14 protein-coding genes are annotated in these 14199 nt (G+C 73.4%); 8 read left to right on the top strand and 6 right to left on the bottom strand.

The window, feature by feature from the left end; translation table 11 throughout:
• Positions 1-196 precede the first annotated feature (196 nt).
• The 7 genes from ACGFH9_RS14780 to ACGFH9_RS14810 all read left to right on the top strand — a co-directional run bounded on the left by ACGFH9_RS14780 (position 197) and on the right by ACGFH9_RS14810 (position 6032).
• Positions 197-649, top strand: coding sequence for a hypothetical protein (locus ACGFH9_RS14780; protein WP_393219046.1), 453 nt, complete (start codon positions 197-199; stop codon positions 647-649).
• A complete protein-coding gene (locus ACGFH9_RS14785; protein ID WP_393218865.1) occupies positions 646-1083 on the top strand; it encodes a ferritin-like domain-containing protein in 438 nt (145 codons plus the stop codon). The genes ACGFH9_RS14780 and ACGFH9_RS14785 overlap by 4 nt, the downstream gene beginning before the upstream one ends.
• Positions 1084-1135: 52 nt before the next feature.
• Positions 1136-1738 (top strand): PadR family transcriptional regulator, encoded by a 603-nt coding sequence (locus ACGFH9_RS14790; RefSeq protein WP_393218867.1) that lies wholly within the window; start codon positions 1136-1138, stop codon positions 1736-1738.
• Positions 1735-2469 carry an ABC transporter ATP-binding protein gene (locus ACGFH9_RS14795; RefSeq protein WP_393218870.1) on the top strand — a complete coding sequence of 245 codons (735 nt, stop codon included), beginning with the start codon at positions 1735-1737 and terminating at the stop codon, positions 2467-2469. Before ACGFH9_RS14790 ends, ACGFH9_RS14795 begins: the two co-directional genes overlap by 4 nt.
• 17 nt (positions 2470-2486) lie before the next feature.
• Positions 2487-5261 carry an FtsX-like permease family protein gene (locus ACGFH9_RS14800; protein ID WP_393218873.1) on the top strand — a complete coding sequence of 925 codons (2775 nt, stop codon included), beginning with the start codon at positions 2487-2489 and terminating at the stop codon, positions 5259-5261.
• 90 nt (positions 5262-5351) lie between these two features.
• Positions 5352-5852 carry a nitroreductase/quinone reductase family protein gene (locus ACGFH9_RS14805; protein ID WP_393218875.1) on the top strand — a complete coding sequence of 167 codons (501 nt, stop codon included), beginning with the start codon at positions 5352-5354 and terminating at the stop codon, positions 5850-5852.
• A gap of 54 nt (positions 5853-5906) precedes the next feature.
• Complete coding sequence (locus tag ACGFH9_RS14810; RefSeq protein WP_393218877.1) at positions 5907-6032, top strand: hypothetical protein; 126 nt, start codon at positions 5907-5909, stop codon at positions 6030-6032.
• Positions 6033-6234: 202 nt separating this feature from the next.
• Here ACGFH9_RS14810 and ACGFH9_RS14815 read toward each other — a convergent pair whose 3' ends face one another.
• Both ACGFH9_RS14815 and map read right to left on the bottom strand, forming a co-directional pair.
• A complete protein-coding gene (locus tag ACGFH9_RS14815) occupies positions 6235-6948 on the bottom strand; it encodes a VIT1/CCC1 transporter family protein (protein WP_393218880.1) in 714 nt (237 codons plus the stop codon).
• Positions 6945-7802: a type I methionyl aminopeptidase gene (map, locus tag ACGFH9_RS14820; protein ID WP_393218883.1), complete on the bottom strand. Its 858-nt coding sequence runs from the start codon at positions 7800-7802 to the stop codon at positions 6945-6947. Before map ends, ACGFH9_RS14815 begins: the two co-directional genes overlap by 4 nt.
• A gap of 95 nt (positions 7803-7897) precedes the next feature.
• Between map and ACGFH9_RS14825 the strand changes: the two genes are divergently transcribed.
• Positions 7898-8212, top strand: coding sequence for an STAS domain-containing protein (locus tag ACGFH9_RS14825; protein ID WP_393218885.1), 315 nt, complete (start codon positions 7898-7900; stop codon positions 8210-8212).
• Between the two features lie 17 nt (positions 8213-8229).
• Here ACGFH9_RS14825 and ACGFH9_RS14830 read toward each other — a convergent pair whose 3' ends face one another.
• The 4 genes from ACGFH9_RS14830 to ACGFH9_RS14845 all read right to left on the bottom strand — a co-directional run bounded on the left by ACGFH9_RS14830 (position 8230) and on the right by ACGFH9_RS14845 (position 14197).
• Positions 8230-11889: a SpoIIE family protein phosphatase gene (locus ACGFH9_RS14830; protein ID WP_393218887.1), complete on the bottom strand. Its 3660-nt coding sequence runs from the start codon at positions 11887-11889 to the stop codon at positions 8230-8232.
• A 195-nt stretch (positions 11890-12084) separates the two neighbouring features.
• Entirely contained in the window at positions 12085-12636 is a 552-nt protein-coding gene (locus ACGFH9_RS14835; protein ID WP_393218889.1) for a pyridoxamine 5'-phosphate oxidase family protein, read from the bottom strand.
• Between the two features lie 47 nt (positions 12637-12683).
• On the bottom strand, positions 12684-13433 hold the full coding sequence (locus ACGFH9_RS14840; protein WP_393218891.1) for a gamma-glutamyl-gamma-aminobutyrate hydrolase family protein: 750 nt from the start codon (positions 13431-13433) through the stop codon (positions 12684-12686).
• Positions 13430-14197: a 3-oxoacyl-ACP reductase gene (locus ACGFH9_RS14845; protein ID WP_393218893.1), complete on the bottom strand. Its 768-nt coding sequence runs from the start codon at positions 14195-14197 to the stop codon at positions 13430-13432. The genes ACGFH9_RS14840 and ACGFH9_RS14845 overlap by 4 nt, the downstream gene beginning before the upstream one ends.
• Between the last annotated feature and the right edge of the window lie 2 nt (positions 14198-14199).

Consider the following 14199-nt stretch of genomic DNA (forward strand, 5'->3'; position numbering starts at 1 on the left):
TGTCCCGCCATGCCGGCACGCCACCGGAGCGGACGCGCCGGTGGCTGCGCAGAGCGTAACGCGCCTGCCGGGCGGTGGACCGGGCGGCGCACCGACGCCCGTGGCCCCCACACCGGCCCCGATGGTGTTGACTTGCCCGGTGGGGATCGGCAGAAGGACATCGGGCGACCAAGTATCCGGACATTCTCGGCGAAAGATCCTGCGCGCCGGAATGCTCCTGGCGCTCGGCGGCGCGGCAGCGCCGCTGACAGGCTGTGATCTTTTCGACCGTGAGGACGAGCCGGAGCCGCCGCCGGACCCGCTGCGGCCGATGGTGGACGAGTCGCTGGGCCTCGCCGCGGCGTACCGGGCGAGCGCCCTGGCCCACCCGGACCTGGCCGACCGACTCAATCCCATCGCCGACACGCACACCGCGCACGCCACCGAGCTCGCCCGGATCGTCGGCGTCACCCTCGGATCCGCACCCGCCGTCGACCCGAGCGCCACCGCGCCGAGCGCGCCCGCCGCCGCGCTCGCCGCGCTGCGGGCGCGGGAGAAGGCCGCCCAGCAGTCCGCCACCGCCGCCTGTGCGGCGGCGCCCGCCGAGCGGGCAGCGCTGCTCGGGTCGATCGCCGCGGCGCGGGCCACCCACCAGGAGGCACTGAAGTGAGGCAGTCCACCGCCGAGGAGGCTCTCGCCGCCGCCCTCTCCGCCGAGTACGCGGCCATCTACGCCTACGGGCGGATCGGCGTCCGACTCACCGGCGCCGCACGTGACGCCGCCCTCCAGGCCGAGGCCGCCCATCGACGCCGGCGCGACGCGCTGGTGGTTCAGCTGAGCACGTCGGGGGGCACCGTGCCACCGGGTCGGGCCGGGTACGCGCTGCCGTTCCCCGTCACCGACCGGGCGAGCGCGTTACGGCTGGCGGTCGAGGTGGAGGAGCGCACCGCGGCGCACTGGCGGGCCGCGTTGGCGTCCACCACCGGTGCCGACCGTGACCGGGCGCTGGCGGCGCTCGTCGAGTACGCCGTGCGGGCCACCCGGTGGCGCAGGACCGCCGGGGTGACCCCACCGACCGTCGCTTTTCCCGGTCGCCCGACCTGAACCGATCCGCCCCGGTTGCGGAGCCCATACCAGGTATGCATACTCCGTTGCCATGTCCATCCGTCACGGGCTGCTCGCCCTCCTCGAACGCGGCCAGATGTACGGCTACCAGCTGCGCGCCGCATTCGAGGAGTCGACCGGCTCGACCTGGCCGCTGAACATCGGGCAGGTCTACACCACGCTGGCCCGGCTGGAACGGGACGGTCTGGTGCGCCCGTTGCCGGAGAGCGAGGCCGGGCAGCGCCCGTACGAGATCACCGACGCCGGCCGGGCGGACCTCGCGCTGTGGTTCGCCACGCCGATCAGCCGCACCGACCGCCCGCGTGACGAGCTGGCGATCAAACTGGCCCTGGCGTTGACCACCCCCGGCGTGGACGTCCGCTCGGTGGTGCAGGGCCAGCGCAGCGCGACGATGCGCGCGTTGCAGGAGTTGACCCGGTTGAAGTACGGCAGCAACCGACCGGAGGACCTGCCGTGGCGGCTGGTCCTGGACTCGATGGTGTTCCAGGCCGAGGCCGAGGTGCGTTGGCTGGACCATTGCGAGAGCAGTCTGGTGCGGCACCAGCCCGGCGGCCAACCGCCGCAACCAGCCCGACCGACCACCGGTGCGGCGTCCGACGCCGCACGGTGGGCCGACGAGGAGGCGCGACGGTGAGCGGATCGGACGACGCGGTGCTCGAGCTACGCGCCGTCCACCGCACCCACGGGGTCGGCCCGGCGGCGGTACACGCGCTGCGCGGTGTCAGCCTGGTCGTCCGGCCCGGCGAGCTGGTCGCCGTGATGGGCCCGTCCGGCTCCGGAAAGTCGACGCTGCTGGCCCTCGCCGGCGGCCTCGACCGCCCGACCCGCGGGGACGTCCGGGTGGAGGGGCAGCCGCTCGGCGCGCTGGACCGCCGTGGGCTGGCCCAGCTACGCCGACGCCGCATCGGCTACATCTTCCAGCACCTCAACCTGCTGGGCAGCCTGAGCGCGCTGGAGAACGTGGCGCTTCCACTGGAGCTCGACGGCGTCGGCGGCCGGCGGGCCAGGACGGCCGCCCTGGCCGCGCTGACCGAGGTGGGTCTGCCGGCGCTGGGGGACCGCTTCCCCGACCAGCTCTCCGGTGGGCAGCAGCAGCGGGTGGCAATCGCCCGCGCGCTCGTCGGCGAGCGACGGCTGGTGCTCGCCGACGAACCCACCGGGGCGCTCGACTCGCAGACCGGTGAGGCGGTGCTGCACCTCCTGCGCCGCCGTGTCGACGCGGGCGCCGCCGGCATCCTGGTCACCCACGAGGCGCGGCACGCCGGCTGGGCCGACCGGGTGGTGTTCCTGCGCGACGGCGTGCTGGTCGACACGACGGCGCCGCTGGGCAGCGCCGAGCAACTTCTCTCCGGTAGCGACCGTTGACCCTGCGCCGGACGCCGGTGACCCGCGGCCGCGTCGACGCGCCGGCCAGCCCGCCGACACCGCTCGAACCCGGACGACGGCGACGGCTCGCCGAGCTGACCGGCTCGTGGCGGGCGGCGCTGCGGATCGCCCGCCGAGAGTCGCGGCGGGCGCGGCGGCGTACCGCCCTGGTGCTGGCGATGATCGCGCTTCCGGTGCTGGTGCTGGCCTTCCTGGCGGCGAGCTACGACATGGCCGAGCTGACACCGCAGGAACAGCTCGACCGCCGACTGGGCGTCGCCGACGCCGAGCTGCGCTGGTTCGCCGACACCCCGGTCGTGCAGGACGAGTGGGGGGACACCTGGCATCCCCGTGACGACGGCCGGTCGGTGCTGGGCCGTCCGACCACCGCCGACGAGGTGACCGCGTTGCTCGGCCCCGGCAGCCGGGTCACCGAGATACGTGCCGGCAGCCCGGTGACGGTGCGGGGTCCGCGCGGCGACGAGACCCTCCAGGTATGGATCCTCGACCTCACCGACCCGCTGGCCCGCGGCCTGGTGCGGTTCCGCTCGGGGCGGGCGCCGCAGCAAGCCGGAGAGGTCGCGCTGAGTCCGACAGCGCTGCGCCGGCTCGACGGACGCCTCGGCGAGGCGGTGCCGACCGCCGACCGGAGCCGGACGTACACGGTGGTCGGTGTGGTCGAGTTCCCCGACGACCTCGGCCCGGTGATCGCGCTGCACCCGGCGGCCGTCGGCCGGGCCGATGCGCAGCCGGACAGTCGCTGGCTGATCGACGTGCCGGGCACCGTCGACGCGGCGATGGTCGCCCGCCTCAACGAACGCGGAGTCGTGGTGGCGCCTCGCCACGTGCCGGCTTCGACGACGTCCTCCCGGAGCTTCATCGGGTACGTCGGGCCCGCCGACACCAGCGACCTGAGCACGATGGTGCTGATCGCCGGGCTGGGGTTGCTGGAGGTGGTGCTCCTGGTCGGGCCGGCGTTCGCGGTGGGGGTACGCCGTAGACGCCGGGACCTGGCGCTGGTCGCGGTGGCCGGTGGGGACGCGGCCCACCTGCGTCGGGTCGTACTCGCCGACGGGGTGGTGCTGGGCGTGCTGGGCGCCGTGGCCGGCCTGCTGCTCGGTGTCGGAGCGGCGTTCGCCGGACGTCCCGTCATGGAGCAGTACGTGTTCGGAGCACGCTTCGGCGCGTACCGCTGCTGGCCGCTGGCCCTGGTCGTGCTCGGCGGGGTCGCGGTGCTGGCCGGGGTGCTGGCGGCGTTGGCGCCGGCCTGGACGGCGGCCCGGCAGGACGTCATGGCCGGGCTCGCCGGTCGACGGACCCCTCCCCCGCCCCGGGCCCGCGCGCTCGTCAGCGGACTGGTGCTGGTTGTCGGCGGGGCGGCGCTCGCGGCATTCGGGGCCACCCGGACGTCCCCCGCGGTGATCCTGGCCGGTCTGATCCTCGGTGAGCTGGGCCTGGTCTGTTGCACACCCACCCTGATCGGCGGGCTCGCCCGGCTCGGCCGGGTGCTGCCGCCGGCGCCTCGGATCGCGCTGCGCGACGCGAGCCGTAACCGGGCCGCCGCGGCGCCGGCGATCTGCGCCGTGATGGCGGCGGTGGCCGGCAGCGTCGCCCTCGGCGGCTACGTGGCCAGCGACGCGGTCCGCGACGCCCGTACCTATCAGCCGCTGCTGCCCACCGGTCACGTCCTGGTCAACCGCAATGACCCGGCCCTGCGACCGGAACCGACGTTGGAGCAGGTCAGCGCCGCCGCCCGGGAACACCTCGGTGCCAGTGCCGTCGCCCTGGTGCAGGCCACGGCCTGCCCGTCGGCCGACGGCCCGGCCAGCTACTGCTCCGTCGTACCGGAACTCCCGCCCGATCGTGCCTGCCCCTTCCTGCCCGGGGACAACCTGTCCGCGAGCCAACGCCGGCAGGCGCTGACGGACCCGCGCTGCCGGGACCGCGCGGCGGACTACTTCGGGAGCTACGTGCAGACGCTCGTGGACGACGGCAGCGCGCTGCCGCTCCTCACCGGCGCCGACCCGGCGGCGACCACCGCCGCCACCGCCGTGCTGCACGCCGGGGGCGTGGTGGTGACCGATCCGCGCTACCTGCACGACGGCCTGGTGACCGTGCAGGTGAACGAGCTACGGGCCGGCCGGGACGAGGCGACCACCAGGCGACGGGACCTGCCCGGGTACGCCCTGGCACCGCCGAGCGGCCAGCCTCGCCTCCTGCTGTCCCCGTCGGCGGCCCGACAACTCGCCCTGAAGCCGGTCTCGAACGGTTGGGTGGTCGACACCTCGACGCCGCCCAACCAACCTCGCCAGGACCGGTTCACCGCCGACCTGCGGGCCTTCGGAACGTTCTCCCTCCAGGTGGAGGAGGGTGCCGCCCCCCGCGACGACTCACCTCTGCTGTTGCTGCTCGCCGCCGCGGCCGGGGTGATCACGATGGGCGCGGCCGGGATCGCCACGGCGCTCGCCGCCGCCGAGGGCCGCGCCGAGCTTTCCACGCTCGCAGCGGTCGGAGCGGCCCCCGCCGTACGACGACTGCTGGCGATCTGCCAGGCCGGGGTGATCGCGGGTCTCGGTTCGGTGCTCGGCATCGTGGCCGGTCTCGGCACCGCCGCGATCGTGCTGTTCTCGGCGAACCGGGAGTACGCCACGGCCTGGCCGGCGCTGGAGCCGTACCCGTACCTGGTGCCGTGGCCGGCGCTGGGCGTCCTGGTGCTGGTGCCGGTGGTGGCGATGCTCGGCGCGGGCCTGTTCACGCGGGCGGGGCTGCCGATCGAACGCCGCCTGGACTGAACCGAGCAGCCCCGGGCCGTGGGGTCCTGGGGCCGGAACTGGACCGTCCGGGGGTGCCGTCGGGGCGGGTCAGCCGGCAGACTGATCCGCGTGTCAGCGCTCGCTACCCTCACCCGTCGGCTCGGCCACCACCGCTGGTTCGGCACCGCCGCCCGCCTGCTGGTCCCCGCCGACCGGATCGTCGGCCGGCTCACCCGAGGACGGGTGGTGGCCCTCGGCCTGCTCCCGTCGCTGGTGATCACCACGACCGGCCGACGGTCCGGCAAGCCGCGCAGCAACCCCCTGCTCTACGTGCCCGACGGCGACGCGTACGTGGTGATCGGCTCCAACTGGGGGCAGACCCACCAGCCCGGTTGGGCCATGAACCTGCTCGCCGACCCGGCCGCCGAGGTGGACGTCAAGGGTCGCCGCCTGCCGGTGCGGGCCGAGCCGGCCACCGGAGCCGAACGGGATCGCCTGTGGGACCTGCTCGTCGCGCAGTGGCCGGCGTACCGCACGTACGTCGAGCGGGCCGGCTGCCGCGAGATCCGCATCTTCCGGCTGGTCCCGACCGGGCGCGGCGGCCCGGCCGGCCCGTCGTCGCCTGGCTAGGCTGACGCCAACCCCGAAGGGGAGGTGTGACCTGAGCGCACAGAGGTGTGACCCGTGAGCGCGAGCAGCGAGCGGTCCGATGTCGACCGGGGCGGTGACGACCGGCGGTGGTCGGTGGCGGAGCGGGTCGCCGAGGCGATCCGGCGGGCTGGCTGCGGACGTTGCGGGACGAGCACCTGAGCCGACTCGCCCGTGCCCGGCCGGCGGAGTTCAGCACAGCGGCGCGGCAGGCCTGGTACCGGGGCAGCGCGGCGCACGGGCCTGGCCGGCGCGGACATGACCGAGGTCGGTGTGGTGCTGGCGCGGCAGGCCGACGACCTGGCGGCGCGTGGCCGCCCGGTCGACGGCACGATCGACGAACTGCTCGGCGGGTGAGCGGGCGTCACAGCCCGCCCTGCACCCCGATCAGGGAGCCGACGAGGTAGGTGGCCGCGGCCGCGGCGGCGCCCAGCACGAGTTGACGTAGGCCGCTGGTCCACCAGGGTCGGCTGGTGAACCGGGCCACCACCGCACCGGCGGCGAACAGCCCGAGCCCGCCGACGGCGAGCGCCAGCCAGAGTTCGGTGGCACCGAGCAGGTACGGCAGCAGTGGGACCAGCGCCCCCACCGAGAAGAACACGAACGAGGAGATCGCCGCCGCCCACGGGCTGGGCTGGTCGTCGGGATCGACGCCCAACTCCTCGCGGACGTGTACCCGCAGCGCCTCCTCCGGGTCGCGCCGTACCGCCTCGGCGACCTGCGTGGCGAGGTCGCGGGGCAGGCCTCGCGCCACCCAGGCGTCGGCCAGCTCGCGCGCCTCGGCCTCGGGGTGCCGTTCCAGCTCGCGTCGCTCCTTGGCGACCTCGGCGGCGACCTGCTCGTTTGCCGAGCGCACGCTGGTGTACTCGCCGAGTCCCATCGAGATCGCACCGGCCACCAGGCCCGCGGTGCCGGTGAGCACGATGCTGTGCGGCGAGACGCCACCGCCACCGACGCCGGCGATGAGGGCGATGTTGGTGACCAGGCCGTCCATCGCGCCGAAGACGGCCGGACGCAGCCAGCCGCCGGAGACGTCCGCGTGGTGGGCCTCGCGCAGCGCGGCGGGGGTGTCGGTCACGGCAGCGTCAGGATCTCGTGGCCGTCGTCGGTGACGACGATGGTGTGCTCGAACTGGGCGGTCCACCTGCGGTCCTTGGTGACCACCGTCCAGCCGTCGTCCCACATGTCGTACTGGTAGGTGCCGAGGGTGATCATCGGCTCGATGGTGAAGGTCATCCCCGGTTCCATGATGTCCGTCGGGCGAGGGCTGTCGTAGTGCGGCACGTAGAGACCGCTGTGGAAGGTCTCGCCGATCCCGTGGCCGGTGAAGTCGCGGACCACGCCGTAGCCGAACCGTTTGGCGTACGACTCGATGACGCGACCGACCACGTTGATCTGGCGACCCGGGGCCACCGCGCGGATGCCACGCATCATCGCCTCGTGGGTGCGTTCGACGAGCAGCCGGGCCTCCTCGCTGACCTCGCCGACGCAGAAGGTGGCGTCCGTGTCACCGTGCACCCCGCCGATGTACGCGGTCACGTCGACGTTGATGATGTCGCCGTCGCTCAGGACGGTGGAGTCCGGGATGCCGTGGCAGATGACCTCGTTGAGGCTGGTGCAGCAGGACTTGGGGTAGCCCCGGTAGCCGAGCGTCGACGGGTACGCGTCGTGGTCGCAGAGGAACTCGTGCACCACGCGGTCGATCTCGTCGGTGGTGACGCCGGGCTTGCAGTGCTCGCCGGCGAGCTGCGTCGCCTGGGCGGCGAGCCGGCTGGCGATCCGCATCTTCTCGATGGTCTCCGGCGTCTGCACGTGCGAGCCGCGCCACGGCCGGGGGCCCTTCTTACCCACGTACTCCGGGCGGGGAATATGAGTGGGCACCGGTCGCGTCGGGGAGAGCGTTCCTGGGGTCAGCGGCGCACGGACGGTCATGCCGCAAGCCTATCGCCGCAGCGGTCGGTGACCCGTGCCACGGCCGGGCGGGAGCGGTTGTTGCCCTGCCAGGTCGGCTGTGCCATGGTGTCTGCGTGGATCAAGGGGGAGCACCACCCGTCTTCTCCGCTCGCGCGGAGATCGACGGGGAGCACCTCCACGTGGTGGTGACCGGTGAGGTCGACATGGCGACTGCCGACACGATGCTGCAGACCGCCCTGCGCGAGCCCGCCAGCCGGATGACCCTCGACCTGCGCGCGGTGACGTTCTTCGACTCGGCAGCCATCCACGCCCTGGTCCGGCTCACCCAGCAGTTCTCCGGCGCGCTCGCCGTGCTGCCGTCCCGGCAGGTACGCCGCGTGCTGGAGATCTCCGGCCTGGGCGACCAGACCTGGCTCGACCCGGTCTGACCTGCGGGCTCGCGGGGTCAGCCCTGCAACTGCCGCCGCAGCGTCACCTCGGTGCCCTCGTCGGTACGCCGCACCATCAGGTCACCCAGTGCCTTGATCAGCGACAGTCCGCGCCCCCGGAAACCGGAGTCGGTGGACTCCCGCCACTGTCCGGTGTCGCGCACGGTGGCGATCACCGTCCGGTCCTCGATGGCGACCTTCACGGTGATCACCGCCTCGGCGGGGTGGACGGGATGCTCGATGGCGTTCGCGGCGGCCTCGGAGACCGCCACAGTCAGGTCGAACAGGTCCGTCTCGCCGACGTCGTGCGCGACGAGGAAGTCCTCCAGACGCTTGCGGAGCACGCTCAGCCGCGTCGGGTCGGCCGGCAGCCGCAACACGAACCGGTTCAGCTCCGCCGCCTCCACGGCGAGCACCGCCACGTCGTCGCGGCGCGGCCGCCCGGCGACCCGCTCGACCACCGCGTCGATCAGATCCGCCACGTGCTCGCCAGGAACGGCCGCGTCGACACGTAGCTGGGCCAGCGCGGCGTCGATGCCGAGCTGGCGGTCCTCGATCAACCCGTCGGTGTAGAGCAGCAGCCGGCTCCCCGGGGACAGCTCCCCCTCCACGGTCCGGTAGGTGACGCCGGGGATCGCGCCGACGGGCGGGCCGAGCGCGCGGTCGTGCAGGAACGCCACGTCGTCTCCTCGGATCAGCAGGGGGGACGGGTGGCCGGCGCTGGCGTAGCGCAGCCGACCGGAACGAGGATTGAACAGCAGGCAGAGCACCGTCGCGAACGACGACTCCTCGGTGGACCCGACCAGCCGGTTGAGGCGGCTCAGCGACTCGCCCGGGTCGAAGCCCTCCAGCAGGTACGCCCGCAGCGCGTTACGCAGCTGCCCCATCGCCGCGGCGGCCTGGACGCCCTTGCCGACCACGTCGCCGATGACCAGCACCAGGGTGTCGCCGTCGAGCACGAGCGCGTCGTACCAGTCCCCACCGACCTCGACGTCGGCGCTGCCCGGCAGGTAACGGCTCGCGACGACCGCGCCCGGCAGTTGCGGCAGCGACCTCGGCAGCAGACTGTGCTGCAACGTGGTGGCGATGCGGTGTTCGGCCTCGTAGAGCTGGGTGTTCTCCAGTCGGACACCGACCAGTCGGGCCAGCTGGGTGAGCGCGGCATCGTCTGCCTGCGCGTCGTCGTCGGCGACTCGCCAGACCCGCAGCTCGCCGAGCTGCTCGCGGCCGGTCCCGGTCAACGGGGCCACGAACGTCGGCTCGGTGGGGGTGTCACCGCCGGCATCGGCCTCGAACCGGGAGCCCGCCGCGCTCACCACGACCCGGGCCGCCTCGGCGAGGCTGAGCGCGTGCCGGGCGGCGACCTGGAGCACGTCGCCGGTCGAGCGTGCCGTGTTGACCGCCACCGCCGCGTCGGCCAGGGCCCGGAGGCGACGGATGATCTGCCCGCGCAGCTGGCCCAGCTCGACGTTGGACCGGACCCGGGCGATCAGCTCCTGTCCGGAGAACGGCTTGGTCAGGTAGTCGTCGGCACCGGCGGCGAGGCCGGCGACCGCCTCCGCGGAGCCGGCGCGGGCGGAGAGCAGCACGATCGGCACATCGCGGGTACGAGGGTCCGCGCGCAGCGCGCCGACCAGACCGAACCCGTCCAACCGGGGCATCATCACATCGCTGAGCACCAGGTCGAACCCACCGGCACGGGCCAGCGTCAGCGCCTCCAGCCCGTCACTCGCGGTGACCACCGCCCAGGTCTGCGAGAGCAACCGGGTGACGTGCTCGCGCAGGTCGACGTTGTCGTCGACGACCAGGATGCGGCCGGCGGGGGCGGTGGCAGCCGCCTGGTGCACGACCTCTCCGAGAGTGCCCTCGTCGGCCCACAGGGCCGTCTCCGCCACGAAGAGCCGCGCCTGCTCGGGCTCACCCGTCGGCAGGGGGGCGAACGGGGTCACCCGGTCGGCGGGCAGGTGCGCCGACCCCAACGGAACGGTCACCGTGAAGGTGCTGCCCTCGTCGACCTGGCTGGTCAGCCCGACCTCACCGCCGTGCATCTCGACCAGCTCACGGACCAACGCCAACCCGATGCCGGTGCCCTCGTGGGTACGGGAGCGCGCGCCGGGCACCCGGTGGAAACGTTCGAAGACGTGCGGCAGCTCGGCCGGGACGATCCCGACGCCGGTGTCGACGACATCCAGGCGGGCCACGCCGTCGTCGGCCCGGACCCGCACGCGGATCTCGCCGTCGAAGGTGAACTTCACGGCGTTCGACACCAGGTTGAGGACGATCTTCTCCCACATGTCCCGGTCGACGAAGACCGGCGCGGGCAGCGGCGGGCAGTCCACGACCAGGCGCAGGCCGGCGCGCTCGATGGCCGAACGGAAGGTGCTGGCCAGCCGGGCGGTGTAACCCGCCAGATCGGTCGGCTGGTAGCGAGCGGTGAGCCGGCCGGATTCCAGCCGGGAGAAGTCGAGCACGGTGTTGACCAGCTTGAGCAGCCGCAACGCGTTGCGGTGCATCATCACGAGCCGCTCGTTGTGCGCGGCGGGCAGTTCCGGGTCGGCCAGCAGTTCCTCAAGCGGGCCGAGCACCAGGGTCAACGGCGTACGGAACTCGTGGCTGACGTTGGCGAAGAAGTTGGTCTTCGCGCGGTCGAGCGCGGCCAACTCGGCGGCCCGGGCGCGCTCCTGCTCGTACGCCCGCTGGGTGCCGACCGCCCGGGAGACCTGCGCGGCCACCAGGTCGAGGAAGTCGCGGTACTCGTCGCCGAGCGGCAGCAGCCGGGCCACGCCGACGACGAGCGCGCCGACCGTCTCGTTGGTCGCCTTGACGGGCAACACCAGTGCCACGTCGGCCGCATCGGTCGGTCGCCGCACGAGGAGGTCGCGCACCTGCATGGTGGCGGCAACGCCCTCGGCGACCAGGGAGGCGAGCCTGTCCGGCGTGACCGCGACCGCCGCCGGGTCGACGCCACTGGCCCCGGTCAGCCGGAACTCACCCGTGCCGTCGGCCAGGTAGGTCAGCGCGAAGGGCACGTCGGCGGAGTGCCGGCCGAGCACGTCGGCGGCGGTCCGGCCCAGCTCCCCCGCGCTGTTCACGTCGGCCAGCTCGGCGCCCAACTCCGACAACGCCCGCAGTCGGCGTTCACCGACCACCCGACCGGTGGTCTCGTTGACGATGCAGTACACGCCGCTGACCGAGCCGTCGGCGCCGCGGATCGGGTCGTACGAGACGTCGAAGTAGGTCTGCTCGACGAAGCCGGAACGGTCCAACAGGAAGGGGTGGTCGGCGCCACGGTAGGAGAGCCCCGTGCTGCGGACATCTTCGAGTAGCGGACCGAGGACGTCCCACGTCTCGGCCCAGTTGTGTCGGGCCGGCTGACCGAGCACCTGCGGGTGCTTGCTGCCGATGGTCGGCCGGTACGCGTCGTTGTAGAAGGCGAGATGGTCCTCGCCCCAGAACATGACGATCTGCGCGCTGGAGGAGAGCATCATGCCGACCGCGCTGGCCAGCGCCACCGGCCAGCGGGACGGGCCACCCAGTGGTGCGGTGGACCAGTCGAAGGCGCGGAGCCGTTCGCCCAGCTCGCCGCCGTTCGCGAAGGCGGCGGAGAGCAGCGCGGGGACCTGCTGGCCGGCCGCGAAGGAATGCCCCGCGTCCGCGCCCCCCTGGGCCGAGCTCATGCAGCCTCCCCGCTTCGGCCGTACCCCGCAGCCGTTGATCTTCAAGGGCCGTGCCCCGACTTGTACCCCGGCGGACCAGCAACGTAACGCATGACGACCGTCGGACGCTGTTTACGTGCACTCCGGTGCTCGGCGACCCGGCAGCACGGGGGCGGACGCGGTCCATCCAGGGGGGCGCACAACGGCCCTGAGCACTTAGAAGACCGGCAATCCGTCGATGCTCGCGGAGTTCTTGGTGGCCCGGTAGGTCACCAGATCGTCGGCCGTGCGGCGGGAGTGTGAGGCGAGTAACAGATCGCGTTCCGCACGGTAGTCCATCAGGGGCACCGCGTAGCCGCAGGAGTCGCTGACCCGCTGCACGTCGACGGTGATGACAGCCCGCACGGCGTGCACGTCGGGTGGCGCGGGAAACTCGGCGAGCCGGTCGGCGAAGGTCGCCTCGGTCACCGCCACGCTGTGGCCCCTGCCGTGCAGACGCACGATCTTCGGCGGCCCGTCGAACGCGCAGAACATCACCGTGATGCGGCCGTTGTCCCGCAGGTGGGCGATGGTCTCCGCACCGCTGCCGTGGTAGTCGAGGTAGGCCACCCGCTGCGGGCCGAGGACCACGAGCGTGCCCGCCATGCCCTTCGGTGAGACATTGACGTGCCCCTCGGGACCGGAGGGCGCGGTGGCGACGAAGAAGACCGGCTGGGCCGCGATGAACTCCCGCAGACGATCGTCGATCTCCGGATAGACCTTGCCCATGCGCTGATCCTCCCACCGGTCGGACCACACGATGGGGGCGACCTGCGTCACACGGCCGTCGACCCGGTCGCGCGTACCCCCTCGTCGCGGTCACCCACCGACGGGCCGGACGGCCCGGCGGCCCGGACCAGCGCGGTGATCGGGCGCGGGTCCGGCTCGTTCTCCGGATGCCACTGCACCCCGAGCACGAACGGACGACCCGGGTCCTCCACCGCCTCGATCACGCCGTCGCCCGCCCAGCCGGTCACCGCGAGCCGGCCCGGGGTGGCGACCGCCTGATGGTGGTACGAGTTGACCTGCTCCGCCCCGGCCATGGTGCGCGCCGCCAGGCTGCCCGGCGCGAACCGCACCGGATGCGTGCCGTAGACCCCCGGCGCCGGGCGGTGCGCCTCGGAGCCCAGCACGTCGGGCAGGTGCTGGTGGAGGGTGCCGCCGTACGCGACGGCGAGCAACTGCATTCCCCGGCAGACGCCCAGCACGGGCAGGTGGGCGGCGAGGGCCGCCGTCAGGAGGGTCAGCTCGCCGGCGTCCCGGTCCGGCCGGTCCTCGGTCCGCGGGTGCGGCTGCTGGCCGTACCGAACCGGGCCCACGTCCGCGCCCCCGGCCAACAGCAGCCCGTCGAGGACCGCCAGCACGTCGGCGTCGCAGTCGTCCGGGGGCAGCACCACCGCCCGGCCTCCGGCGGCGGTCACCGCACGCACGTACGCCGCAGGCACCAGGACCGCCCGCACACCACGCCAGACGGCCCAGTCGACGGGCTCGACGTACGCGCTGACCCCGATCAGGGGCCTTCTCATAGCGGAGTGACGTACGCGCCGGTGATCCCGCCGTCGACCACGAACTGCGCGGCGGTCATGAAGGACGCGTCGTCGCTGGCCAGGAAGGCCACCGCGGCGGCGATCTCCTCCGGCTCACCGAACCGACCCATCGGCACGTGCACCAGCCGGCGGGCGGCCCGCTCCGGATCGGCGGCGAACAACTCCAGCAGCAGCGGCGTGGCCACCGGGCCGGGACAGAGCGCGTTGACCCGGATGCCCTCGCGGGCGAACTGCACGCCCAACTCGCGGGTCATCGCCAGCACGCCGCCCTTGCTCGCGGTGTACGCGATCTGCGACGTCGCCGCTCCCATCAACGCGACGAACGAGGCCGTGTTGATGATCGACCCCTTGCCCTGCCGCCGCATGTGCGGGATCGCGTACTTGCAGCACAGGTAGACGCTCGTGGTGTTGACCCGCAGCACCCGCTCCCACGCGTCCAGGCCGGTGTCCAGGATGGAGTCGTCGTCCGGCGGTGAGATGCCGGCGTTGTTGAACGCGATGTCGACCCGCCCGTGCCGCTCGGCCACCCCGTCGAAAAGGTCACGTACCGCCGCCTCGTCGGCGACGTCGGCGCGGACGAACTCGCCGCCGCACTCCTGGGCGGCCTTCTCGCCCGCCGCCGCGTCGATGTCGACGCAGACCACCCGCGCCCCCTCGGCGGCGAACCGCCGGACGGTGGCCAACCCGATGCCGCTGCCCGCGCCGGTGACCACGGCCACCCGGTCCTGCAACCGACCCTGCACTG

Origin of the sequence: Micromonospora sp. NPDC049102 (assembly GCF_043197485.1) — a bacterium.
Classification (GTDB): domain Bacteria; phylum Actinomycetota; class Actinomycetes; order Mycobacteriales; family Micromonosporaceae; genus Micromonospora.

Bases quoted from the DNA above. Each gene is read 5' to 3' on its own strand.
- ACGFH9_RS14790 (WP_393218867.1), top strand. From the start codon at position 1,136: ATGTCCATCCGTCACGGGCTGCTCGCCCTCCTCGAACGCGGCCAGATG.
- ACGFH9_RS14840 (WP_393218891.1), bottom strand. From the start codon at position 13,433: ATGAGAAGGCCCCTGATCGGGGTCAGCGCGTACGTCGAGCCCGTCGAC.
- ACGFH9_RS14830 (WP_393218887.1), bottom strand. From the start codon at position 11,889: ATGAGCTCGGCCCAGGGGGGCGCGGACGCGGGGCATTCCTTCGCGGCC.
- ACGFH9_RS14835 (WP_393218889.1), bottom strand. From the start codon at position 12,636: ATGGGCAAGGTCTATCCGGAGATCGACGATCGTCTGCGGGAGTTCATC.
- map (WP_393218883.1), bottom strand. From the start codon at position 7,802: ATGACCGTCCGTGCGCCGCTGACCCCAGGAACGCTCTCCCCGACGCGA.